This is a genomic window from Prescottella equi (assembly GCF_002094305.1).
Taxonomy (GTDB): Bacteria; Actinomycetota; Actinomycetes; order Mycobacteriales; family Mycobacteriaceae; genus Prescottella; species Prescottella equi.
This window is the reverse complement of record NZ_LWTX01000006.1, coordinates 102113-125705: the sequence shown is the minus strand read 5'-3', so window position 1 is coordinate 125705 and position 23593 is coordinate 102113. Positions and strand designations below refer to the sequence as shown.

At 71.1% G+C, this 23593-nt stretch carries 17 protein-coding genes; 10 read left to right on the top strand and 7 right to left on the bottom strand.

The genetic code is table 11. The features are described from left to right. Positions 1-236: 236 nt before the first annotated feature. A complete protein-coding gene (locus A6I89_RS16180) occupies positions 237-869 on the top strand; it encodes a DUF8020 domain-containing protein (protein WP_022597882.1) in 633 nt (210 codons plus the stop codon). Between the two features lie 99 nt (positions 870-968). Here the strand turns inward: A6I89_RS16180 and A6I89_RS16175 are convergent, their stop codons facing one another. From A6I89_RS16175 to A6I89_RS16160, 4 genes are all read right to left on the bottom strand, one after another. Then, positions 969-2285, bottom strand: coding sequence for a S1 family peptidase (locus A6I89_RS16175; protein ID WP_022597881.1), 1317 nt, complete (start codon positions 2283-2285; stop codon positions 969-971). Between the two features lie 161 nt (positions 2286-2446). Then, entirely contained in the window at positions 2447-3823 is a 1377-nt protein-coding gene (locus A6I89_RS16170; RefSeq protein WP_022597880.1) for a S1 family peptidase, read from the bottom strand. 82 nt (positions 3824-3905) lie between these two features. Further along, on the bottom strand, positions 3906-6407 hold the full coding sequence (locus A6I89_RS16165; RefSeq protein ID WP_022597879.1) for a LuxR C-terminal-related transcriptional regulator: 2502 nt from the start codon (positions 6405-6407) through the stop codon (positions 3906-3908). A gap of 3 nt (positions 6408-6410) precedes the next feature. Continuing rightward, the gene (locus tag A6I89_RS16160; protein ID WP_232244793.1) at positions 6411-8186 is read right to left on the bottom strand and encodes an Hsp70 family protein; all 1776 of its coding nucleotides are present in this window, start codon (positions 8184-8186) and stop codon (positions 6411-6413) included. Between the two features lie 301 nt (positions 8187-8487). On the opposite strand from A6I89_RS16160, the gene A6I89_RS16155 reads away from it, so the two are divergent. The 3 genes from A6I89_RS16155 to A6I89_RS16145 all read left to right on the top strand — a co-directional run bounded on the left by A6I89_RS16155 (position 8488) and on the right by A6I89_RS16145 (position 14494). After that, a complete protein-coding gene (locus A6I89_RS16155; RefSeq protein ID WP_022597878.1) occupies positions 8488-10959 on the top strand; it encodes an IniB N-terminal domain-containing protein in 2472 nt (823 codons plus the stop codon). A 146-nt stretch (positions 10960-11105) separates the two neighbouring features. Beyond that, positions 11106-12950, top strand: a complete 1845-nt coding sequence (locus A6I89_RS16150; protein ID WP_022597877.1) for a dynamin family protein — start codon at positions 11106-11108, stop codon at positions 12948-12950. Continuing rightward, a complete protein-coding gene (locus A6I89_RS16145; RefSeq protein WP_022597876.1) occupies positions 12947-14494 on the top strand; it encodes a dynamin family protein in 1548 nt (515 codons plus the stop codon). Before A6I89_RS16150 ends, A6I89_RS16145 begins: the two co-directional genes overlap by 4 nt. On the opposite strand, the gene A6I89_RS16140 is transcribed toward A6I89_RS16145, so the two are convergent. Next, positions 14495-16303, bottom strand: coding sequence for a penicillin-binding transpeptidase domain-containing protein (locus A6I89_RS16140; RefSeq protein WP_044991410.1), 1809 nt, complete (start codon positions 16301-16303; stop codon positions 14495-14497). It lies immediately after the preceding gene. A gap of 123 nt (positions 16304-16426) precedes the next feature. On the opposite strand from A6I89_RS16140, the gene A6I89_RS16135 reads away from it, so the two are divergent. The 4 genes from A6I89_RS16135 to A6I89_RS24665 all read left to right on the top strand — a co-directional run bounded on the left by A6I89_RS16135 (position 16427) and on the right by A6I89_RS24665 (position 18886). Then, positions 16427-17323: a LysR family transcriptional regulator gene (locus tag A6I89_RS16135; protein ID WP_022597874.1), complete on the top strand. Its 897-nt coding sequence runs from the start codon at positions 16427-16429 to the stop codon at positions 17321-17323. Continuing rightward, positions 17320-18213, top strand: a complete 894-nt coding sequence (locus tag A6I89_RS16130) for a serine hydrolase (RefSeq protein WP_022597873.1) — start codon at positions 17320-17322, stop codon at positions 18211-18213. Before A6I89_RS16135 ends, A6I89_RS16130 begins: the two co-directional genes overlap by 4 nt. A gap of 251 nt (positions 18214-18464) precedes the next feature. Further along, positions 18465-18704, top strand: coding sequence for a hypothetical protein (locus tag A6I89_RS16125; protein WP_005517685.1), 240 nt, complete (start codon positions 18465-18467; stop codon positions 18702-18704). A gap of 32 nt (positions 18705-18736) precedes the next feature. After that, complete coding sequence (locus A6I89_RS24665) at positions 18737-18886, top strand: hypothetical protein (RefSeq protein ID WP_005517686.1); 150 nt, start codon at positions 18737-18739, stop codon at positions 18884-18886. A gap of 32 nt (positions 18887-18918) precedes the next feature. Here the strand turns inward: A6I89_RS24665 and A6I89_RS16120 are convergent, their stop codons facing one another. Both A6I89_RS16120 and A6I89_RS16115 read right to left on the bottom strand, forming a co-directional pair. Beyond that, the gene (locus tag A6I89_RS16120) at positions 18919-20334 is read right to left on the bottom strand and encodes a phytoene desaturase family protein (protein WP_013417176.1); all 1416 of its coding nucleotides are present in this window, start codon (positions 20332-20334) and stop codon (positions 18919-18921) included. Beyond that, on the bottom strand, positions 20331-20903 hold the full coding sequence (locus A6I89_RS16115; protein WP_022597871.1) for a hypothetical protein: 573 nt from the start codon (positions 20901-20903) through the stop codon (positions 20331-20333). Before A6I89_RS16115 ends, A6I89_RS16120 begins: the two co-directional genes overlap by 4 nt. A gap of 251 nt (positions 20904-21154) precedes the next feature. Between A6I89_RS16115 and dnaK the strand changes: the two genes are divergently transcribed. Then, positions 21155-22996 (top strand): molecular chaperone DnaK, encoded by a 1842-nt coding sequence (gene dnaK, locus A6I89_RS16110; protein WP_005517690.1) that lies wholly within the window; start codon positions 21155-21157, stop codon positions 22994-22996. Continuing rightward, positions 22993-23562, top strand: a complete 570-nt coding sequence (gene grpE, locus A6I89_RS16105; protein WP_005517691.1) for a nucleotide exchange factor GrpE — start codon at positions 22993-22995, stop codon at positions 23560-23562. The genes dnaK and grpE overlap by 4 nt, the downstream gene beginning before the upstream one ends. Positions 23563-23593 lie beyond the last annotated feature (31 nt).

Genomic DNA, 23593 nt, shown 5'->3' with positions numbered 1-23593 from the left:
TCGCCCGTGGTCATATTCGGGACACATTCAATTGGACGTATGTTTAGCAATTTGACGGGTTCATCCTGCGACGGATCAATGTCCGGCTGGGATATGATTCGCCGCGACCCGGGTTGCATTCCTCGCCCGTTTCGGCTGGTAGAAGCCGGTACCTGCGTAGCGAGAACGGCTCGGGTTTCGAAAATCGAATAATTCGGGGGGCCATTCGTGGCAGTCACAGAACGGAACGAAAGCCAATGAAGCTTCGGAAATTCGCCGCCACGTCGGCCCTCGTGATCGCCGCGATGGGCGTGGGCGCGGGCACCGCGTACGCACAGCCGGCACCCGCCCAGGACGGAGTCGGCTACCAGGCGCACATCGACGGGCGCAGCGTCGTGACCGTCCTCGACGCCGGTGGATTCCACGTCACCTCCGACGGCAGGTTCGTCGAGATCCGCAACGATGCGGGACAGGTCATCCAGACGCTGCCGTTGACCTACCGCCTCGGCGACCGCGAGTTCTCGATCGCCCCCGTCGTCGAAGGCCGTCAGCTCACGCTCACTCCCGAGACCGATCCGGCGAAGGCCACGATGGCCGACGTCGCCGGCCCGGCCCTGCCGCCGCTGCCCATCGACCTGTCGATGCTCGACAAACTGGCCGAGGGCGTGGACTCGGCGGTCACGGTGGGTTCGCTGATCGGCACGATCATCGGAGCGGTCGTCGGCTGTGGCCTTGCGGGTTCCACAATCGCGGCGTGCCCGGCCGCAATCGCGACGGGTGCCGGAGCCGGCGGAATCATCGGCACCATCGTCGCCGCCGGACCCGTCCTCGCCTACAACGGCTGGCAGGTGTACCAGACGATGAACACCCCGGCGCCCGCCGCGGGCTGATCGGGCACCTAACGAGAAGCGGGCACCGAACAAGAAGAAGGGGTTCGCTTCCTCCGAATTACTCGGAGGAAGCGAACCCCTTCTCTTGTCCGTTCGGAGTTACGAGGTGCGAACCGCCAGCCCCGGGTTGGCACCCAGGATGGAGTTGATCGGCGTGGCCGACAGCATCGGTCCCATTCCGCCGGTGGCCTGCTGCACCGCGGTGGCGTCGCACGTGGCCACGGCAGCAAGGTTCGAGGCGCTGGAGATACCCAGGGCCTGGGTGCCGGTGACGACCGGGCCGCCGCTGTCGCCGCGGAGCGCGCAGATGTCGGTGTCGAATCCGTTGTCGATGACGCGGTCGCCGACCGTGATGCTCCGGCCGACGTTGGTCACGACGCCGCAGTTGAAGCCCGTGGTGCTACCGGCCTTGCAGACGGGGGCGCCGACGACGGGGTTCGCGGTGCCGGTGATGCGCAGCGCCTCGGCGTTGGGGACGCGGACCATGTTGTTCGCGAGCAGCGACGCCGACGTGCGGTTGGGCCGGATGATCGAGTAGTCCATTCCGCGCAGCACGGTCTTCTCGAAGGTACCGACGGTCGGTCCCGTCAGGCCGCCCACCATGGTGTTGGCGACGGAGGCGGACGGGGTTCCCGCCGACGCCGGGCTGGGATCGCAGTGTCCGGCGCTGATGTTCACGGGCGCGCCGGCCTGGTCGACGGCGTTGAAGCCGAGCGAGCAGCGCAGGCCGTTTCCGCCGCTGCGGGCCTCGTACGAGTCGCCGCCGAGGAGGGCGTCGGTGCTGAAGTAGGCGGTCTGGAGACCGGTGGGCGCGGGCTCGAGCGAGCCGAGCGCCGGCCCGAGGACCACACGCGCCGCCTCCCGGAGACCCGGCGGCAGCAGATCGAGCAGCGGTTCGGCAGCGTTCTCGGTGCGGAGGACGACCGTGTTGGCGGCGATGTCGACGGAGACGCCGTTCACGAGGTTCGCGATCTCCGGCGGCAGCGTCGCGATCCAGTGGGTGAGCGCGGTGTGGTCGGCGTCGAGGCGCTGCGCGCTGCGCGCGACCTCCTGAGGCGTGAAACCGGCCTGCGCTGCCGCGTCCCGGAGCGCGGCGCCGTCCGGACCCGCGACGCCGACGACGGGGACGCCCGCCGTATCGAGCCAGGTCCCGCCGAACGCGTCGGGGAACTCGACGCCGGCCATCGCCGCGAACTCGGCGAGTTTCTGTGCGGCCTCCGACCGTTCGAGGTACTGGCCGGGCGTGAGCTGCAGATCCCGCTGCAACGCGTCGATCAGTTGGATCGGCAGGTGCGCCGCCTGGTCGGAGACGCCGGAGGTGTCGGGCCCGGGAGCCGCCTGGGCGACGGCAGGAGCGACGAGAAGAAGTGCAGCGGAACCGAACACCGCAGCACGACGTGCGAGCGAGCTTCGCATGTGGGCCTTTCTATCGTCCGCCCTACGGCCGTGGACCCCGAGGCACGCAGAGAGGAACACCCGGCGGTGCGGGTGTTCCGAGTCGCGTACGACTATATGGTCCGGCAAGCGGAGTGCCCACCCGATTCGCCCGATTGACGCCGGAAATTCACCGATGTCGGTCAGTGGGCGGCGGTTCCGGTGCGCACCGTCAGCCCGGCACCGAGGCCGCCGCCCGACGTGGCGTTCGCCGAGTCGAGGATGCTCTGGATCGGGATGCCGAGATTGCTGGCGCCGCCGTCGAAGGCGTAGACGATGTTGGCCTCGCCGCACGACGGCGCATCGGTGCTGTTGGAGCCACTGGTGATGCCGAGGGCCAGCGTGCCCGTGACGATCGCGCCACCGCTGTCGCCGCCGAGCGTGCAGGCGGTGCCGGAGAAGCCGCGGACCACCCGGATGTCGTTGGGGGCGACCGCCAGCAGAGCCTCGACCCGCTCGGCCGTCACGACGCCGCACGTGAACGACGAAGTCTGACCCGACTTGCAGATCGGTGCTCCCACGACCGGGACGGCCGTGCCGGTGACGGTGAGCGCGCTGCCGCCGGCGCCGCGGATGACCGGGCGGTCCAGGCCGGCGCGGACACCCGCGTCGTTGAGGCGGATCAGCGAGTAGTCGAGGCCGTCGACGTCGCCCACCTCGGAGCGCGCGAACCGGCCCACCTCGAGGCTGTCGGGGACGTTCGCCCGGTTGGGCAGGAACACGGCGGCGTTGCGGCCGGGTGCGGGGTCGCAGTGGCCCGCACTGATGTTGACGGCGTTGCCGCCGCGGTCGACGCCGTTGAAGCCGAAGGAACACACGCTGATGCCGCCCTCGGGGGTGTCCACCAGGCGCTGCGGGGAGGTGATGTACGTGTCGCCGCCGAGCGGTCCGCTCGCGACCGGCACCGGGCCGAACGACTGCACCTGCACCTTGATGTTGGCCAGCAGGGTCGGCAGGTCGAGTGCCCGGCCGACGGGGCTGTTGGCGACGTCGACGACGATCTGGTTGTTGAGGACGTCGACAGTGGCGCGGCCGATCTGGGAGGAGATCTCGCGGGGCAGCTCGGTGACCCAGTGGTTGAAGTCGGCGAGGGACTTCTCCAGGCCCTCCGACGACACGGCGGCCATCTGCGTGCGGTACCCGTCCCGGGCTGCGGTCAGCGCCGCCTCCGCGGTGGTCACCGAGACCACGGGGTGGCCGTCGAGTGCCATCCATGCGCCCGCGAACTCGTGGGGCCGTTCGGCGCGGAAGTCGTCGGCATACGAGACGAGTTCCTGGGCGCGGGCGGCACGGTCCAGGTATTCCTGCGGGGTGATCCTCAGATCCCGGGTGATGGCCTCGACCAGTTCGTCCGGCAGTTGGTCCGCCGACAGCTGGGAGACCTGCGAACCCGACGCGGCGGGTTCGGCCTGTGCGGAGGCGGACAGCGGTACGAGTACCAGGAGCGCAGACGATCCGACGACGGCGACGCGGCGGGCGAACGAATGCACAGCGGCGCGCGGCGCCAGCGGGATACGCATTGAATTCCTTCGGGTCTTCGGGATCAGCTGTCAACAATAGGGCACGTTGCGGCCGACCCGCCGGAGAACAAAGTCCCGAAGTTCACGAAGCAGAGGTTTCCGGGCCTCCGTGGCCGAGCGCCCGCAGCATCGACAGCAGCTCCGAGCGAGAGTTGGCGCCGAGACGTCGCCGGATGCGCGCGACGTGATGCTCGACGGTCTTGGGTGCGATGTAGAGGCGGGCGCCGATCTCACGGTGGGTGAGGCCGAGGACGAGCAGTTCCGCGACGTCGGCCTCCCGGTCGGTGAGGGTGCCCACCGCCGGATCGGTGGCGGTGATCTCGCCGCCGGACTGTGCCGCCGCGGCGCCGCGTAGCGAGCGCGCCACCTGGAGCAGCGCGGTCGCGCCGCGGGTGTCGGACACGCGCAGGGCCGCCTCTCCTGCGAGTCGTGCTCCGTCCCAAGGAAGTCCGATGCGGTCGAGCGTGCGCGCCGCGGCCTCCACCTCGGCCGCCTCCGCCTCCTCGCGGAGCACCCGCAGCCACACGCGGCCCGCGGCGGCGAGACCGGCGGCGTACGAACTGACCTCGGCCGACGCTGCCAGTGCCCGCGCGTGCGGGAGCAGTGCCGCCGGATTCTCGCCGAGGATCGCGGCCTGTACCCCGTACCAGTGCAGCGTGGCACCCCACAGCGCGGGCTCGCCGAGCCGGACGAGCAGGTCCTGTGCCTGCTCGACGAGATGCAGGATGCGTTGCTCGTCGCCCAGGCGAACCGCGGCCAGCCACAGTTCACCCAGCGGCAGCAGTCCGAAGAGATCGGCCGAGTACCCGGCGACGACCGGCTGCGCCTGCGTCCATTCGCGTTGCAGTGCTCCGACGTCGCCCCGGCGCCGGGCGAGCCCGATCCGGAGGCCGTGCAGGAAGAACGCTTCCCGGGCGGGTAGTGCCCGGTCGGTGGGCAGGCCGTCGAGGATCGTCCCGGCACCGGCGAGGTCGCCGCCGATCATCGCGGTCCAGGCCGACAGGACGAGGTGGCGGGATCGGGTGATCCCGGCGGCCGGGTCGAGTTCGAGGGCCTGCCGCAGCACCGCCTCGGCGTGGGCGAGTTCACCCGAATGCAGGCACAGCAGTGCCGTGACGGCAGGTGCGGTGTCCGGCAGGATGCGGCTGCGGGCGCTACTCGACAGCATGGCCATCGCGCGGGTGAGCGAATTCATCGCCACGGCACCGGATCCGGCGATCGACTGGGCGAGGCCGTCGGCGAGCAGTGCGGTGCCCGCCGCCGCGGACGTGGGCGGACCCTGGCGTCCGCGCGCCAGCATCGCCTCGGCCGGCTCCGGACGCCCGGCGGCGAGCAGGACGGTGGCGGCGATGGGCGCGTCGACGCCGGCACGGTCCGGGCCCAGCCACTCGTACAGGTCGGCGCTGTGCCCCAGCTCGCCGCGTTGGGCGGCGATGCTCGACGAGATACGCACGGCGGCACATACTTCGGCAGGATCGAGGTCGTCGGCCCGCGTGAGCAGGGCGTCGGCCAGTGCGTGCGCGGTGTCGAGGTTGCCGCTCAGCGCGCCGGCCTCGCAGCGGTGCAGGGCCAGGGCGTCGGCGTCCGCGCCGGCCAGGATGGCGCAGTCGTAGATCGTGTACGCCTCCGACGGATCGGCCGAATGCGCTCGGGTGCAGAGGAACTCGGCGAGGCGGGGATCGTCCAACCCGGATTCGGCGAGCGTGCAGGCGGTTCGCGTATCCAGTGTGCCGGCGTCGAGGCGCGTCGCCAGCAGGCGGGACTGCAGGTCGCGCAGACGCGTCACTCCGACAGCGGACGTCAGCAGCTGGCGCGCGAGCGGCAGGACGGAACCCGAGCGCGTCACGACGGAGCTCGCGCGGACCCGGTCGGCCAGCGCCTGCGCCTGTCCGGGTGAGATGTCCAGAGCCGGCGCCAGGTCGCCGGCGTCCGTGCCGCCCCCGTACAGGTGCAGTGCCAGCGCGGCGACGACATCGCCGTCGAGGTGCTGCAGCACGTCCTGCAGGTGCGCGATCACCGCAGCGCGCACGCCGGCCTCCCCGTGCCGCGCCGCCGCCAGCCCCGCGTCGACATGGGCGAGCGCGCCGCCGGTCCACTCGTGCAGCGACCGCGCGAGCGAGGGCGTCGGCTCGATGCCGCGGGCGCGGGCCCGGTCGGCTATGTCGGCCGGAGTGAGGGCTCCGAGGTCGAACACCGAACCGAGTGTCTGCATCGTGGTGCCGAGGGCGCACAGCGCCGGATCGTGCGGGCGCGGTTCGACGGCGACGACGACGCCGCGATCATTGCGCTGCACGAGACGGTGCAGAGCGGCGAGGTCGTCGGCGGGTAGGGTGTGTGCGCCGTCGATCACGAGGACCGCGTCAACGGTCTCCGCGGCGGCGACAGTGGTGACCACGTCGTGTCCGTGCGCGATCAGGTGTTCACGAATCACGTTGAGTACGAGCGATTTACCGCTCCCGGAGCGGCCGCGGACGAGCACGAGTGCGGACGGGTCCGAGCCGGCGGTATCGAGGAGGCCCTGCGCCCCGCGCACTCCGGCCAGGACGTCGGCGCCCGGCGGGCTGGTGGTGGGTCCGGTCCGCATCGGCTACTTCCCGATCAGCAGGCCGGTCACCGGATCCACGACCGCACCGACGACACCGCCGACGACTCCACCGACGCCGTTCAGGACCGCGCCGACACCGTTGCCGACTCCCTCTGCGGCATTACCGAATCCGGTGCCGATCTGCGCGGGGGAGGGGCCCTGGACCGGAGCGGGTGCGGTGCCTCCACCGGCCGCCGGCGGCGGGGTGTAGACGGGCTGGGTCGGGGTCTCGCCCGGCGCGGGGTTGTCCGCGGTGGGGGCGGGGGCCGCCTCGGAGAAGGGGGCCGGGGATGCGACGCCCTGCGGCAGCGCCCGCCCGGTCGGATCGACGCCCGTCGCGGTGGACCCACCACGCGCCGCGACCGTCGCGGGATTCGTCGAGTTTCCGCCGGTGCTGCCGACGACGGTCACGGTCCCCGTCGGCGAGCCTTCGCCGGTCGGGCCCGCGCCGGTCGCGGCGTTCTCGGCGAGCGGCACCGACGATGCCGGGGGAGTGGACTGTTCGGGAGCGGGATCGGCGGCGGTTCCGAGGGACAGACCCCCGGCGGCGAGCACACCGATGGCTGCCGCGGACGCCGCGATGATCGCGATGCGGCGCCGGACGTTCGTGCCGCTGCGGGTGGAGTGCAGGCGCGACGGGAACACCGGCGTCAGTGGTTCGGTGGAGTCGCTGCCCCGCGTGATCCCCGCCGGTGCCGTGGGGACGGCCGGCGCGGCGACGTGGGCCTCGGCGTCGGCGGCGAGAAGCGCGGCGCCGAGGGCTGCCGTGTGCGCCGGGTTCGGCGCCGCGACCACGGTCATTCCCAGTTCGGAGGAGACGAGTTCGGCGAGCAGGGGGATCGCGCCGCCGCCACCGGCGAGCAGCACGTGGTGGACGTCGCCGGGTTCGACGTCGGCGGAGCGCAGCGCTTCGCGGATCAGGTCCAGGGACGTGGTCAGTGGTGCCCGGACGAGGTCTTCGAGTTCGGAGCGGACGAGTCGTACATCCGTCTCGAGGTCGGGCAGAGCGACCGGGATGACGGCCTCGGTGTCGGTTGACAGGGCCTCCTTGGCTGCGGAACAGTTGCGCCGCAACATCGTCAGAGCCTCGAGGACGGCCGGATCGAACGGGTCGAATCCGGGTGTCCTCCCGGTGAGGTCGTCGAGCACGTGCCGGGTGACCAGATGGTCGAACTGCGCGCCGGTCACGTCCTCGGACCGCAGCGTCCGCCCGAGCAAGCCCGCCTCGGCGCCGGTGCGCATCACCGAGACGTCGAGCGACGCGGCCCCCAGGTCGTACACGACGACGACACCGTCGTCCTGCGGGCCGCGTGCGGATTCGAGCCATCGCAGGCACGCGGTGGCCTCGGACGCCAGGATCACCGGCGGCAGCCCGATGCGTTCGAGCGCGGACTCGAGAGCTCGAACCGTGTGGCTGTTCCACGGCGTCGGATGGGTGACGACGATCGGCGTCCGCTCGTCGGGGGCGGACTCGGTGTCCGCGCGGACCTCGTCGACGAGGCACGTGACGGCCGCCGCGAACAGGTCTTCTCCGGAATGCGCTCGACCGTCGGGACCGAGGAGGCCGACCGGATCGGCCACCCGTTCGACGAAGCCGGTGAGGCCTGCCCGGCCTGTCCCCGAGGAACCGAGCGTTGCGGTGCCGTCGGGCGACAGTTGGACGATCGTGGAGCGGGACGCGATCACCGAGGCGGTACCGTCTTCTCCCACGTCTCCGGCGCGGGTGACCGCGGCGTCCGAATTGGCCGTTCCGACAGCAATTCCGAGCCCTGCGGTCATGTCCATCTCCGATGCGTTCGGGGCGGGGCACGGCACCGCCGGTGGTATGCCGATTGTCGGCGGCGCCGCACCGAGCGTTACGGGAAACGTCTGCGGACATCGCAGGTTGGGGGCTCTCCCCCTATCCTCCGGCGATCCCCTATACGGGGTCGACGGGGTCCCCCTCGCGGCGGTCGGGGGGATCTGCCCCGTTACCCGCCGGCCGCCGAATTCGTAGCGTGGAAGGCACTCTCGCCGCGGTTCCTCGTCGGACTTCACGGAATCTGTGGCAGCCTGCTTTTCTACTGTCAGGAGCTTTCCCATGGCCAGCAACGCGGTACTCGACTTCATCCTCCGGCTTCTTCGTGACGAGGAGGCCGCCGCTGCGTACTGCGCGAATCCGCAGGCGTCGCTCGCGGCGGCGGGCCTCGGCGACCTGTGCCACGCAGACATCGCGGCCGTCGCCCCCATGGTCGCCGAGTCCGGACTCTTCGGAAGCGCGGCCGGCGACCTCGGCGCAATCCTCGCGGCGGGCACCACCGCGGCCGGCACCATCGGTGCGACCGCCGGTGGCGGCCTCGGACTCGGCGGCGGACTCGGCGGCAGCGCCGGTCTCGGACTCGGTGCCGGGGCAGGTCTCGGCCTGGGCGCCGCGGCAGGGGGCGGCTTCACCGGCGACTTCGACTTCGGCGGCGACATCGCCGCTGCCCTCGGGGCGGCGCTGGCGGCCGGTGGCTCGATCGGCGCGCAGTTGGGTGCGGCGCTGGGCGGCGCCTTCGAGGCCGCTCTGGGACTGGGCGGCGGACTGGACCTGGGCGGCCTGGCGGACATCGGCGGCTCGATCGACCTCGGTGGGGCGCTGGCCACGGCACTGGGTGGGGTGCTCGACGTCAACGGTTCGCTCGTCACCGATCTCGGTGCCGCCCTGAACGCGGCGTTCGCGGGCGTGGGCAGCTTGGATCTGGATGGACTCCTGTCGGTCGACGGCGGGTTGAGCGCCGCGCTCGAGAGCGCATTCGGGATCGGAGGTGCGCTGGGTGGGGAGCTCGGCGCCGCCCTCGGTGCGCTCCTGGGCGCGGCAGTCGAGGCCGGCGCCGAGCTCGGTGGGGGGCTCGGTGCCGGCTTCGACGCGGCACTCGACAGCGCCCTGGCGCTGGGCGGCAGCCTGGGTGGAGCGCTGGGCGGCGACCTCGCCGCCCAGCTGGGTACGTCGCTGAGCGGCCTGTTGGAATCGGCGCTGTCGATCGGCGGGTCGATCGGCGGCGACCTCGGTGCCGCGCTGGGCGGCGCCCTCGAACTGGGCGGCATGATCGACATCGCCGACCTCGTGAACATCGACGGGGCCCTGGACCTCGGCGCCTCGCTCGGCGCCCTGCTGGGCGGCTCGCTCGGTGTGGACGGCGCTCTCAGCACGGAACTCGCCGCGGCCCTCGGCGCCGCTCTGGACGGTCTGGGCAGCCTCGATCTGACCGGCCTGCTCGCGACCGGCGGCGGTCTGACGGCGGCACTCGAGAGCGCGTTCGGGATCGGCGGCGACCTCGGGGCACAGCTCGGAGCGGCCTTCGGTGGCGTTCTCGACGGTGTGGTCGAGGCCGCCGGTGGTCTCGGTGGCTCGTTGGAAACCGCGCTCGGTGGTGCCCTCGGCATCGGTGGTGACCTGTCGGCGGCGCTGAACGGCGCGCTCGAGTCGGCGCTGTCGGTGGGCGGCAGCCTGGGGACCGAGCTGGCCGGCAACATCGGCGGCGATCTGACGGCTGCGCTCAGCGGTGCCCTCGAATCCGTGCTCGCCGCAGGCGGTTCGGTCGGTGCGGATCTCGGTGCCGCACTGGGAGGAGCGCTCGAGGGCGGAATCGGCGGAAGTCTCGACCTCGACGGCCTGATCGGTGCGGGCGGTGATCTGGGTGCCGCGATCAGTGCCGCGCTGGGCAGCGCCCTCGGCGTCGACGGCGCGCTCACCACGACGCTGGGCACGGCGCTGGACAGCGCACTTGCGCTCGGCGGCAGCCTCGAAGTGGGTGCGGGCGCCGACCTCGGTGGCCTGCTCGAGGGCGCGTTCGGTGTGGGCGGTTCCGCGGGCGCAGATCTCGGCGCCGCGTTGGGCGGCGTGCTCGGCGGCGGCCTCGAGTCCGGTGGCTCCCTCGACCTGGGCAGCGTGCTCGCCGGCGACGGCGGCTTCGGCACCGAGCTGGGTGGTGCGTTGAGCGGTCTGCTCGGTGCGGGCGGCTCGCTCGGCGGCGACCTGGGCGCGGCACTCGATGCGGCGATCGGGGCCGGTGGCGGTCTCGGTTCGACCGTCGATCCGGGCGGCCAGGTGGGTGGCGGTCTCGGTTCCACCGGTGAGCTCGGCGCGGGCCTGGGCGGTGGGCTCGACCTCGGCGGGAACATCCTGGGCGACGTCTCCGGTGCTCTCGACGGCGCCCTCGGCGGCGCGGTGGACGCCGCGACGTCGGCGATCGGGAATGCCCAGATCGGCGGCGACTTCGGTTCGAGCGCAGGCTTCGACGCCGGGCTCGACACCGGGTTCGAGACCGGCGTCGGCGCGGCGACCGGTGCGGGCATCGCAGGAACCGGCGACATCGTGGCCGACCTCACCGGTGGCGTGAACTCGGCGCTGCAGGGCGCGCTCGACGCTGCCGGAAACGCGTGGTCCTCGATCGACGTCGACGCGTTCGGTTCGGGTCAGTCGGACGCCGGCCTGTTCGCGAACGGTCTCGGTGACCTGGGCGGGCACATCGATCCGGTCGTGGTCGATCCCGCGGCGGCGCTGGATCCGGGACACGATCTGCTGCCGTGACGGCAGGACACGGTCTGTAACGAACGGGGCCCCGTGCGCGCTAAGGCGAACGGGGCCCCGATTCGCATCCAGCGGACCGGCGGATCAGTCAGCACGTGGACGTCGGTGCGCGTGCAGGTCGGAAGAGAAGCGGGGCAGCGGGACTCATGGACAACGTCGGTAGCGCCACCTCGGAATCGGCTCTCACGAGCCTGCTCGATCGGACGTCGGAGATCGCGTCGTCCGCGGGCAGAGCGGATCTGGTGGATCGCCTCGCAGTGGTCCGGCGCCGCGTCGTCGACCCACGCTTCCGGGTCGTGGTGGTCGGTCAGCTCAAACAGGGCAAGAGCCAGTTCGTGAACTCGTTGCTCAACCTTTCGGTGTGCTCGGTCGGCGACGACGAGACCACGGCGGTACCGACGGTGGTGCAGCACGCCGAACAGGCGTCCGCCGAGCTGGTTCTGGCCGAGCCCGGTGGGGAGACGCGCCGGGTGGAGGTGCCGCTCGCGGAACTGGACTCGGTGACGCCGTCGACGCCGCTCGCGCAGGGCCGGGAGGTGCTGCGCCTCGAGGTGGGTGTGCCCAGCCCGCTGCTCGCCGACGGGCTGGTGTTCGTCGACACCCCCGGGGTGGGCGGTCACGGAAACCCGCACGCGGCAGCCACTCTGGGTCTGCTGCCGGGGGCCGACGCGGTCCTCGTGCTCTCCGACGCCAGCCAGGAGTTCACCGAACCGGAGCTGGCGTTCCTCCGACAGGTGACGGGTCTGTGCCCGGCCGTCGCGTGCCTGATCACCAAGACCGACCTGTACCCGCACTGGCGGCGGATCGTCGAGGCGGACGCCGGACATCTGACGCGGGCCGGCATCGACGTCCCGCTGCTGCCCGTCTCGTCGCTGCTGCGCTCGCACGCGATGCGCCTCGACGACCGGTCGCTGCACGACGAGTCGGGTTTCGCGGCGCTGTACGACTTCCTCCGGGAACGGGTCGTCGACCATGCGGCGGGTGGACTGCGCCGGGCCGTTTCGCTCGACGTCCATGCCGTCGTCGAGCACCTCATGCTCTCCCTCGGCAGCGAGCTCGCGGCGCTGCGCGATCCCGCGAAGGGCGCCGCGGCCGTCGCCGAGCTGCAGCGCGCGAAGGCCGTCACCGAGGAACTGCAGAAGAAGACGTCGCGCTGGCAGCAGACCCTCGCCGACGGGATCGCCGATCTCGCGTCGGACATCGATCACGACCTGCGCGACCGGCTTCGGCAGGTGACGCGGGAGGCCGAACGCGCCGTGGACGAATGCGATCCGGGCAAGGAGTGGGACGAGCTGGGGGAGTGGCTCGAGCAGCAGATCGCGCAGTCGGTGGGTGACAACTTCGTGTGGGCGCACGAGCGTGCGCTGTGGCTCGCGGAGGTGGTGGCCGAGCACTTCGCGGACGCGGGCACCGTGGAACTGCCACACCTGGACGTCGGGGATCTCGACAGCGTGCTCGATCCCGTCGCCGCGCTCTCCGATCTCGAGTCGGGCCGCATCGGCATCGCCCAGAAGGTGCTGGTCGGGATGCGCGGCTCGTACGGCGGCGTGCTGATGTTCGGTCTCATCACGACGCTGATGGGCATGACCCTGCTCAACCCGATCTCGGTGGGTGCGGGAGTTCTGCTCGGTACCAAGGCCTATCGCGACGACCGGGAGACCCGGGTCGTGAAACGGAGGGCCGACGCGAAGGTCGCGATCCGGCGTTTCACCGACGACGTGAGCTTCCAGGTGGGCAAGGAGTCCAAGGACCGGCTGCGGCTGATCCAGCGCCTGCTGCGCGACCACTTCACGGCCATCGCGGAACAGACGCTGCGTTCGCTCGGGGACTCGTTGCGGGCCGCGCAGGAGGCGGCGAAAGTCGAATCGACCGGGCGGACCCGACGCGCCGGCGAGGTGGAACAGCAGATGGCCGTGCTCGAGACCTTGAAGGGCCGTGCGGCGCAGCTGTTTCCGGTCGATTCCGCCGCGAACGAGGAGTTGTCCGCATGACCGCCGCGATGACGCTGGGGCGCGCGCGGGACCTGATCGCCGCCGCCAAGGCCGCCTACTCCGACAACCCGGACGCGCGCGCGCAACTGGCCGAGTGCGCGGCCCGGCTCGAGGAGCCGCTGCGCGTCGCGTTGGCCGGCTCGCTCAAGGCCGGGAAGTCGACGCTGCTCAACGCCTTCGTGGGGCAGGACATCGCCCCCACCGACGCGACCGAGTGCACCCGGGTCGTCACGTGGTACCGCAGCGGTACCACCCCGACGGTCACCGCCCGCTACGACGGCGACGCGTCGGCCAACGTGGCGGTACGCAGACACGAGGGACGTCTGACGTTCGACCTCGGCGACCTCACCGCGGACCGCGTCGACCGACTGGACGTGGAATGGCCGGCCAGCGCGCTGGCGCAGACCACGATCATCGACACACCGGGCACGTCGTCGCTGTCGAAGGACGTCTCGGCCCGCACCTTTCGGATGCTCACCCCCGAGAACGCGGTGTCCGGGGCCGACGCCGTGGTCTACCTGCTGCGCAGCCTCAGCGCGTCCGACGTCCAGTTCCTGGGCCGGATCGGTGCGCACGTGGGCGGCGAGTCGGGGCCGCTCGGTGTGGTCGGTGTGGTCTCCCGGGCCGACGAGGTGGGTGCCGGCCGGGCCGACGCGATGATGTCGGCGCAGGAGGTCGCGGCGCGATTCACCGACGAACTCGAGCTCACCGGACTGTGCCAGGCCGTGGTTCCGGTCGCCGGGCTGCTGGCGCTGGGAGCACGCACGTTGCGGCAGAGCGAGTTCGCGGCCTTCGAGGCGCTCGCCCGGGTGCCCGACGCCGATTTGCAGCTCGCGATGCTGTCCGCCGACCGCTTCTGCCGCGACGACGCCGCGCTCCCGGTGGACGCCGCGATGCGACGTCAGCTCGCGGACCGGTTCGGGCTCTTCGGTATCCGCCTCGCGATCATGCTCATCCGGCTCGGTGTGAACGATTCCCCGGGCCTGGCAGCGGAACTGGTCGCCCGCAGCGGACTCGACGAGCTGCGGCAGGTGATCGACGTCCAGTTCGGTCAGCGCGCCGAACAGTTGAAGACGCACTCCGCGCTGGTGGCGCTCGAACGGGTGCTCACCGTGCACCCGTCGGACGCGACGACGCGCCTGCTCGACGAGGTCGGACGCCTGCTCGCCGACGTCCACGGGTTCCAGGAACTACGGATGCTGGGACGGCTGCGCAGCGCCGAGACCGGGCTCTCCGCCGAGGACCTCACCGAATTGCAGCGGCTCATCGGCGGGTTCGGCATCGATCCGGCGCAGCGTCTGGGCCTGGCGGCGGACGCGTCGATCGAGGACGGCCGGGAGGCCGGGCTCACCGCGGTGCGCAAGTGGCGCGAGCGGGCCGCACACCCCCTGGTCGACCAGTTCACGGCGCGCGCCTGCCGCGTCGCGGCCCGCAGCGCCGAGGGTGTGCTGGCGGACCTGGGCGGTGTCGGCGGCGCCGGGGGCTATGGCGGGGCGATGCGGCTGGACCTCGACACCGGTTCGGTGCGGGTGACGCCCGCCTAGCTACTGCTCGTCGAGCGGCCGCAGGAAGTGCCCGGCGATGTCGAGGGCGGGACCGGAACTCTCCCCCGAGACCACCAGCACCGCGAACGCGACGGTGCCGCGGATCCCGACGAACCAGCCGTGGGAGTGCTTGCCGTCGCCGAACTCCGCGGTCCCGGTCTTACCCATCAGCCCGGAGATGTCGGAGAGGCTCGTGGCGGTGCCGCTGCGGACGGCCTCGGTCATCATGGCCTTCAGATCCCGCACGTGCGCGGGGTCGAGCTTGTCGGGCTCGTGGTCGGCGGTGGTGGTCTCGCCGCCGATGAACTGCGGCAGCGGGGCGCTGCCGCGGGCGATCGCCGCGGCCACCATCGCCATCCCGAACGGGCTCGCGAGATTCTCGCCCTGGCCGATCGCGGCCTCCACCCGCTGCGCCGGGGTGTCCGCCGACGGCACCGAACCGGTGACGGTCGTCAGCCCCGGGGTCACGTAGTCGACGCCCAGGCCGAACTCGCGCGCCTGGTTCTGCAGCGCGTCGGCGGGCAGGTCGACCGCGAGCCGGCCCATCGTGGTGTTGCACGAGTGCGCGAACGCGGTGTGCAGCGGAACCCGGCCCAGATCGAACTCGTTCTCGTTGGGGATGACGCGCCCGGAGATGTTCGCGGTGCCCGGGCAGTCGACGACGCTGTCGGCGTTCACGGCGCCGCTCTGCAGTGCCGCCATCGTCGTGACGGTCTTGAACGTCGAGCCCGGCGGATACAGGCCGGTGAGGGCGATCGGCCCGGACCTGTCGGCGGGTTCGTTCTGGGCCACCGCGAGCACCTGGCCGTTCCCGGAATCGAGGGCGACCAGCGCGGCCGCACGAGGCTCGGTGTCCACCGCCCGCTGGGCGAGATACTGCAGCCGGGGATCGAGAGTCGTGCGCATCGCCGTCCCGGCGGGCGGATCGCCGCCGGCGAGGGTGCCGGTCACGCCGCCGTCGGCGTCGACGGCCTGGACCCGCCAGCCCGCCGAATCCTTCTGCCGGGCCTCCCATGTCGCCCGCAGCCCGGCCACGACCGGGGACGTCATCTCCCGATCGACGGTGAGCAGCCGCAGCTGGTCGGACAGGTGGATGCCGGGAATTCGTTCGAGTTCCGCGCGGATCGGTTCGACGTCCTCCTGGCGCAGCGTCACCAGGTCGATCCGCGCGTCCGGCGCGGTCGGCGCACCGGGGTCGGGCGGCGCGAGTTCGAATCCCGGCACGGCCTTCGCGAGCAGTGCGCCCAGGCGGGTGCGGACCGTGGGCACGAGCGCGCTCGACTCGACGGCGACCACCGTGACCGTCCGCGGTTCCATCAACGCCATGCCGTTGGCGTCCAGCACCGCCCGGGTGTCGGTGACCGGCGTGTACTGCAACGCCTGGTCGCCGCGGAGTCGTTCGTTGACCACCGAGGCGGACCAGTCGACGCGCCGGGACCCGTCGGCGGTGGTGAGTGGCACCGTCGTCGAATAGCTCCACGTCCGGCCCCCGCCGAAGTCCCAGTCGGAGCGGTACGTGAACGCGGTGTCGTCGGCGTGCTCGACGGTGAAGTCGGCGTCGGTCTCCTCGCCGAGGCCGTCGAACGTCCGGCGCAGCACGTCGCTCGCGCCGTCCGGGTCGTCGGTGAGAGCCGCGGCCGCTGCCACGTCGGCGCCGCCGAGGGCACCGACGAACTTCTTCGCCACCTTCTCACCGGAGTCCGGCCCGCCCAGCATGCCGCACGACGTCAGCGTCAGCGCCGCGGAGAGCACCAGCGCTCCGCGCCTCCATCCGACCGGACCGACCGGGTTCGTCCCGATGGGGGTCATCGTCACTCCGCTCGCTCGACGTCGATACCGAGTGGCAGCGAAGCATCGACGCCCAGGTCCAGTCCAATATGCTATCGGGGTGAGCGTGATAGTCGATCAGAATAATTGCAGTTCAGAGTCGTAATGAACCTGCTGCTACATCTCGAATTCTTCGTCGCGGTGGCCGAGGAACAACACTTCGGCCGCGCGGCCGCGCGCCTCGGGATGACGCAGCCGCCGCTCAGCCAGGGCGTGAAGAAGCTCGAGCGCGAGCTGGGCGTCACCCTCTTCCACCGAGGATCGAAGGGTGTCGTGCTCACCGCGAGCGGGCACGCGCTGCTTCCCGACGCGATCGACCTGGTGCGGCAGGCGGGGCGGTTCACCGACACCGCCAGACGCCGCAGGGTCCAGGACCGCACGCTGCGGGTCGGGGTGATGCCGAAGGTGCCGACCCCCCTCGTCGCCGATGTCGCCGCGACCCTCCGGACGTTCGACGAGCCGGCGCGGGTCGAGGTGAGCATCGCGCCCAGCACCGACCTCGTCGACCAACTGGCCGCGGGCGCGCTCGACCTCGGGGTCATCGAACATCCGGCGCTGGTGGACCCGCTCACCGGTACCGACGTCGTATCGCTGCCGCTGACGCTGCTGGTCCCGGCGTCGCATCCGGCCGCCGCGCAGGACCCGTGCGGGCTGTCCCGGCTCACGGGCCTGCGGTTCGCGTCGCCACCACGATCCGACGGGCCTGCCGCGTACGACCTGCTGGACGACGCGTTCGCGCGCGTCGGCGCCGACCTCGACGTCGTCAACGCGCCCGACGACCGATGGGCCCTCGCGCTCGTCGCGGCCGGCCAGGCCTTCGCGCTCACCGCGGACCGCACCCTCGATGCGACCGGAGTGGCGCGGGTCCGTCCGGGCGACGACTCGATCCGGCTACGCCTGCGCTGTCTGCGGTCATCGTCGGCGGACGTGCCGGACGGCGTGCTCGACGCCGTCGCCACCCGGATCGCCGTCTACGCGGCGGGTGGGCAGGTGACATCGTGACGGCCACCGGCCGCGTCGCGGATGTGTTCGCCGACGCCGCAGTCCGCGGTTGGATGCACGCCGTCCCGGTGCCGGGCGGTCGCGCCGGGGTGGACGTCGGGGTCGGCGCCGACGACCCGGTGGTCACGGCGTCGGTGTACAAGTTGCCGCTCGTCGTCGCGTTCTGCCGCCTCGTCGACGCCGGCGACCTCGACCCGCGGGAACAGGTGACGCTCGACCCGTCGACCCGGACCACCGGACCCACCGGCATCTCGCAGATGTCGGATCCGGTGCGAATGTCGCTACGCGACATGGCGCGGTCGATGATGGCGATGTCCGACAATGCGGCCGCCGACGAACTGCTCCGCCGCGTCGGCGTGGACCGGGTGAACGAAACCATGCGGTCCCTCGGGCTGTCGTCCACCCGGATCGTCGGTGGCACGTCGGACATTCTCGAGTCGCTGGTGGCCGACACCGGCACGCGTTCGCCCGCCGAGGCGTTCGCCGCGATCGGCGACAACGACAGCGTCGTGTTCCCCCGTGGCTACGATCCGGTGCTGTCGAGCGCGACGACGCCGCGGGACATGACCACGCTGCTGTCGGCGGTGTGGAGCGGTGCCGTGCTGTCCGCGGACCAGACGGCTTTCGTGCGCGCGGTGATGGCGAGTCAGATCTTCACGGCGCGCCTACGGTCCGGGTTCCCGTTCGCCGACGTCGTGGTGGCGGGAAAGACCGGAACGCTCGGTGCGGTCCGAAACGAGGTGGGTGTCATCGAATTTCCCGACGGCGACGCGTTCGCGGTCGCGGTGTTCACGCGTGCCGCTCGCGCGGACGCGTTGTTGCCCAGGGCCGATGCGGCGATCGGGCAGGCGGCCCGCACCGCGATCGCGGAACTGCGCAAGTTGGTCTGATCGGGCGGGCACCGGCACCCGGTCCGCGAAATCCTCGCCCCGTCAACTCGAGTGGCGGAAACGTTCTCGAGAACCGACGAGTCCTGCCGCAGCCGTGAATCATTCACAGAGCTGTCCACAGGTGTGAGTGGTCGGTTTCCGAGCCTTGCCGGAGAAGTGCTGTCCAGCAGAACACTCCGCCAGCCGTCATGATGGAGATCCGGCCGGAAACCTTGCGAACGACTAACAGGCGGAAACGAGGTGGAGATCTGATGACGACTCGAGGAACGGGAAGTCGCAACGAGGCCGACCGAGTCACGTTGAACGCGATCGCGGCGAGTCTGGACGCGATGATCGGCAGCGGCGCGAGCTCGAAGGCCGCCGGCGTCTCGGGCGCGGACCTGCGCCGGGACTTCGGATTGGTGCACAAGTTCCTGACGGCATACGACATCGGTCAACCCGGGCTGGTCGACGCCGACGAGTTCGACCGACTGGTTGCGCAGTACACGTAGCCGTACCCGACACGAACGGAGGAACGAGACGAATGACCCCTGACGAGAAGAACCGTGAAACAGCGCGAGAAGACGTCGAGTCCGATCCGGGTGGGCGCGGGACCTGGGCGGAAGAGGGCGGCGCGACCCCGCAGGGACCGGCGACGGACGCCGGCCCCGACTCGAGGGACGAGCGCGACTGATACGAACCCGTTCTCGAGAAGTAGGGAACGGACTATCGCTGCAGCCTGCGCAGCGCCGACAGTGCCGCGTTGTGCCCACCCATGCCGTGCACTCCGCCGCCGGGCGGTGTCGATGCGGAACAGATGTAGACGCCGGGAATGCCCGTCGAGTACGGATCGAGCGCGATCCGCGGCCGGGACAGCATCTGCACCGGATCGTTGGCACCCGACGCAATGTCGCCGCCCACGTAATTCGGGTTGTAGCGGGGCATCTCGGTAGCCGACCGGGCGAAGGCGCCCACGATCCGGTCGCGCACGCCCGGTGCGAAACGCTCGAGCTGACGCAGGATCGCCTCGGTGGCGTCCCCGGGATAGCCGTGCGGTACATGCGCGTAGGCCCACACCGGGTGCACATCGCCCGCGGAGCGGGACGGATCGGCGAGATACTGCTGAGCGACCAGAACGAACGGCCGCTCCGGCATCCGGCCGCGGTGCACGTCGCGTTCGGCGGCCGTGATCTCCTCGAGGGTGCCGCCCACATGCACGGTGCCGGCCCGGCGGCACGCCGGATCGCGCCACGGGACGCCACCCTCCACCGCGAGATCGAGCTTGAACGCCGCCGGGCCGTACCGGAAGCGGCGGTACGCCCGCGCGACCCGGCCGGGCAGGAGGTCGCCGGCCAGGTCCACGACACCGGTGGGGGACAGGTCGAGCAGCGTGACGTCGGCGCGGGGCAACTCGCCCAGCGAGCGGACGCGTCGGCCCGTCTCGATACGGCCGCCGTGTGCCCGCAGTAACGACGCCAGCGCGTCGGTGACGGCGCGGGACCCGCCCTTGGCGACGGGCCACCCGTAGCGGTGGCCGGCGCCGAGCATCAGCAGCCCCGCGGCCGCCGTCGTGGGACGGGTGAGGGGGTAGTAGGCGTGCGCGGCCACCCCGGCGAACAGGGCGCGGGCCTGGTCGGTGCGCCAACGTCGGGCCGTGAGCGTCGCGGGCGCGAGCGCGCCGATTCCGAAACCGGCCAGTGCGATCGGATGGCGGGGCAGGTGGGCGATCGGACGGAGCACCTCGGCGGCGATGTCGTCGAAGCGATCGGCGATGGGGCCGAACAGTTTCGCCCACGCCCGGCCGTCGGGCCCCAGGCGGCCGGCCGTCTGTTCGAGGGACCGCACGAACACGGCCGCGACCGCGTCGTCGAGCGGGTGCGCCAGATCGATTTCGGGGTAACACCATTCGAGCCCGTGCGCGGCGAGGTCGAGGGAGCGGAAGAAGGGCGACGCCACCCCCATCGGGTGGACTGCCGAACAGTCGTCGTGCAGCAGGCCCGGGGCCAGTCGCTCGGTGGTGCGGGTGCCGCCCCCGATCGTGTCGGCGGCCTCGTAGACGGTGACCCGCACCCCGCGCAGCGCGAGCGTCACCGCCGCGGCCAGTCCGTTGGGGCCGGCGCCGACGACGACTCCCTCGGTCATCGGACCGCGTCACCCCGCTGACGGAGCCATGCCGAGGCGGCCCCCGTGTAGAGCAGGGCCGTCCCCACGGCGGCCAGTCCGGCCTGCAGCAGCGGCGCCCAGGTGAGCGCGTGGAGTGTGAGGTCGCCGGCATCGGCGAGCACACTCCACGCCGTCACCGCCCCGGCGGCGGTGAGGACGGCGACCGCGGTGAGCCACACCCGGCCGCGACCGCTGCGCAGTCGCACGATGCCGAGCACGGCGGCGAGGACCAACAGCAGTCCGACGCCGCCGACTCCCAGCACGGTGAGTCCCGCCACCTGGTCGACCGTGGTCGGGTCGGCCGTCGGGTTGCGTGAGCCGAGCCCGGAGGCGAGGGCGTCGACGACGGCGTCGTACTCGATTCCGAGGGCACCGGCCAGGATCGCGAACGCCGCGACCGAGAGGGCCCAGGTGGTGACCGCCGCGCGCAGGCTCCGCGGTGCGGTACCCGGATCGACCGCGCGGACGTGCAGCGGCGCGACCGCTACGTCCGGACGGGGCGGTCGGGGGCGGTGCGCGGTGGCCTCGGGTTCGCCGGTGGTGTCCACGTCCGAATCGTATCCAGCGTGGGGAACGAATCGGCGGAACCGGAACGTTCGACGGGCCGGGAACAAACTCGCCACCGCGCCCGTTGAGCCTATCGAGAACCTGAGTGTAAGAGACTCAACTTTGGAGTTGACTTCGATCGAGGTCGGATGCAAACTTGAGCCGAATACGCTCATCTGAGGTTCGTCAGGTCAGTGTACGGATCGGAAACCGCAGCTCACAAAGCTGCAACAGAGGGAAGTGAGGGATCACTATGGCTCGTGCGGTCGGAATCGACCTCGGGACCACCAACTCGGTCGTGTCTGTGCTCGAAGGCGGCGAAGCTGTAGTGGTCGCCAACGCCGAGGGCTCGCGCACCACCCCGTCGATCGTCGCCTTTGCCAAGAACGGTGAAGTGCTCGTCGGTCAGCCCGCCAAGAATCAGGCGGTCACCAACGTCGACCGCACCATCCGCTCGGTCAAGCGCCACATCGGCACCGACTGGACCGTCGAGATCGACGACAAGAAGTACACGCCGCAGGAGATCAGCGCCCGCACGCTGATGAAGCTCAAGCGTGACGCCGAGGCCTACCTCGGTGAGGAGATCACCGACGCGGTCATCACCGTCCCCGCCTACTTCGAGGACGCGCAGCGCCAGGCCACCAAGGAGGCCGGACAGATCGCAGGCCTGAACGTCCTGCGCATCGTCAACGAGCCCACTGCGGCCGCGCTGGCTTACGGCCTCGACAAGGGCGAGAAGGAACAGACCATCCTGGTCTTCGACCTCGGTGGCGGCACCTTCGACGTGTCCCTGCTGGAGATCGGCGACGGCGTCGTCGAGGTCCGGGCGACCTCCGGTGACAACCACCTCGGTGGCGACGACTGGGACGAGCGCGTCGTGTCGTGGCTCGTCGACAAGTTCAAGGCGCAGAACGGCATCGACCTCACCAAGGACAAGATGGCCCTGCAGCGTCTGCGTGAGGCTGCGGAGAAGGCCAAGATCGAGCTGTCCAGCTCGCAGAGCACCTCCATCAACCTCCCGTACATCACCGTCGACGCGGACAAGAACCCGCTGTTCCTCGACGAGCAGCTCACCCGCAGCGAGTTCCAGAAGATCACCTCCGATCTGCTGGACCGCACCCGCGCGCCGTTCCAGGCCGTGGTCAAGGACTCGGGCATCGCCGTCAAGGACATCGACCACGTCGTGCTCGTCGGTGGCTCCACCCGTATGCCGGCGGTCTCCGACCTGGTTCGCGAGCTCACCGGTGGCCGTGAGCCCAACAAGGGCGTCAACCCGGACGAGGTCGTGGCCGTCGGTGCCGCGCTCCAGGCCGGTGTCCTCAAGGGTGAGGTCAAGGACGTCCTGCTGCTCGACGTCACCCCGCTGTCCCTCGGCATCGAGACCAAGGGTGGCGTGATGACCAAGCTCATCGAGCGCAACACCACGATCCCCACCAAGCGGTCGGAGACCTTCACCACGGCGGACGACAACCAGCCGTCGGTGCAGATCCAGGTGTTCCAGGGTGAGCGCGAGATCGCCTCGCACAACAAGCTCCTCGGATCGTTCGAGCTGTCCGGCATCCCGCCGGCCCCGCGCGGTGTGCCGCAGATCGAGGTCACCTTCGACATCGACGCCAACGGCATCGTGCACGTGACCGCGAAGGACAAGGGCACGGGCAAGGAGAACACGATCAAGATCCAGGACGGCTCCGGTCTGTCCAAGGAAGAGATTGATCGGATGATCAAGGACGCCGAGGCGCACGCGGAGGAGGACAAGAACCGCCGCGAGGAGGCCGAGGTCCGCAACCAGGCCGATTCGCTGGTGCACCAGACCGAGAAGTTCATCAAGGACAACGAGGACAAGGTGCCCGCCGACGTCAAGGAGAAGGTCGAGGCCGCGATCACCGAGGTCAAGACCGCTCTCGCCGGGACCGACATCGCCGCCGTCAAGGCTGCGGTGGAGAAGCTGTCGACCGAGTCGCAGGCCCTGGGCCAGGCGATCTACGACGCCCAGGCCGCCGATTCCGCCGCCGGTGACGGCGCCGGACAGGCCCAGGACGGCGACGTCGTCGACGCCGAGGTCGTGGACGAGCCGACCGATCAGGACAAGAAGTGACGGCGGAGAACCCCGAGCGCGAGGTGACCGCCGACGACCAGGTCACGGACACCGCCGACGCCACCGCCGCGGCCGCCTCTCCGGAGGCGGCCGAGGCCGGCGCGACGGAGTCCGACGACCTGAGCGCCATCACCGCCGAACTCGAGAAGGCCAGCACCGAGCTGGGCTACGCGAAGGCGGAGATCGCCAACATCCGCCGCAACGCCCTCGCCCGGATCGATCGGGCCGTCGAGGACGAGCGGGTGTCGGTGGTGTCGAAGTTCCTCGACCTCGTCGACGACCTCGACCGGGCGCGCGCCCACGGCGACCTGGAGACGGGTCCGCTGAAGGCGCTGTCGGACAAGCTCTCCGGAGTGCTCGACGGGCTCGGCCTGGCCGGGTTCGGCGAGGAGGGCGACCCGTTCTCCCCGGATCTGCACGAGGCTGTGCAGATGGAGGGCAACGGCGACAACCCCGTGCTCGGGAACGTGCTGCGCAAGGGCTACCGCCTCGGAGACCGGGTTCTCCGCACGGCGATGGTCACCGTCACCGACGGCGAGCCTGCAGCCGATGCGGCAGCCGAGTAGATAGACACACAACAGTGAAAGGAGGAGGCGC

What these genes read in the sequence shown, in the direction of transcription:
- A6I89_RS16125 (WP_005517685.1), top strand. Translation starts at nt 18,465, where the DNA reads ATGACGACTCGAGGAACGGGAAGTCGCAACGAGGCCGACCGAGTCACG.
- dnaK (WP_005517690.1), top strand. Translation starts at nt 21,155, where the DNA reads ATGGCTCGTGCGGTCGGAATCGACCTCGGGACCACCAACTCGGTCGTG.
- A6I89_RS16160 (WP_232244793.1), bottom strand. Translation starts at nt 8,186, where the DNA reads ATGACCGCAGGGCTCGGAATTGCTGTCGGAACGGCCAATTCGGACGCC.
- A6I89_RS16120 (WP_013417176.1), bottom strand. Translation starts at nt 20,334, where the DNA reads ATGACCGAGGGAGTCGTCGTCGGCGCCGGCCCCAACGGACTGGCCGCG.
- A6I89_RS16140 (WP_044991410.1), bottom strand. Translation starts at nt 16,303, where the DNA reads ATGACCCCCATCGGGACGAACCCGGTCGGTCCGGTCGGATGGAGGCGC.
- A6I89_RS16145 (WP_022597876.1), top strand. Translation starts at nt 12,947, where the DNA reads ATGACCGCCGCGATGACGCTGGGGCGCGCGCGGGACCTGATCGCCGCC.
- A6I89_RS16180 (WP_022597882.1), top strand. Translation starts at nt 237, where the DNA reads ATGAAGCTTCGGAAATTCGCCGCCACGTCGGCCCTCGTGATCGCCGCG.
- A6I89_RS16165 (WP_022597879.1), bottom strand. Translation starts at nt 6,407, where the DNA reads ATGCGGACCGGACCCACCACCAGCCCGCCGGGCGCCGACGTCCTGGCC.
- A6I89_RS16150 (WP_022597877.1), top strand. Translation starts at nt 11,106, where the DNA reads ATGGACAACGTCGGTAGCGCCACCTCGGAATCGGCTCTCACGAGCCTG.
- A6I89_RS16155 (WP_022597878.1), top strand. Translation starts at nt 8,488, where the DNA reads ATGGCCAGCAACGCGGTACTCGACTTCATCCTCCGGCTTCTTCGTGAC.
- A6I89_RS24665 (WP_005517686.1), top strand. Translation starts at nt 18,737, where the DNA reads ATGACCCCTGACGAGAAGAACCGTGAAACAGCGCGAGAAGACGTCGAG.
- A6I89_RS16135 (WP_022597874.1), top strand. Translation starts at nt 16,427, where the DNA reads ATGAACCTGCTGCTACATCTCGAATTCTTCGTCGCGGTGGCCGAGGAA.
- A6I89_RS16170 (WP_022597880.1), bottom strand. Translation starts at nt 3,823, where the DNA reads ATGCGTATCCCGCTGGCGCCGCGCGCCGCTGTGCATTCGTTCGCCCGC.
- A6I89_RS16175 (WP_022597881.1), bottom strand. Translation starts at nt 2,285, where the DNA reads ATGCGAAGCTCGCTCGCACGTCGTGCTGCGGTGTTCGGTTCCGCTGCA.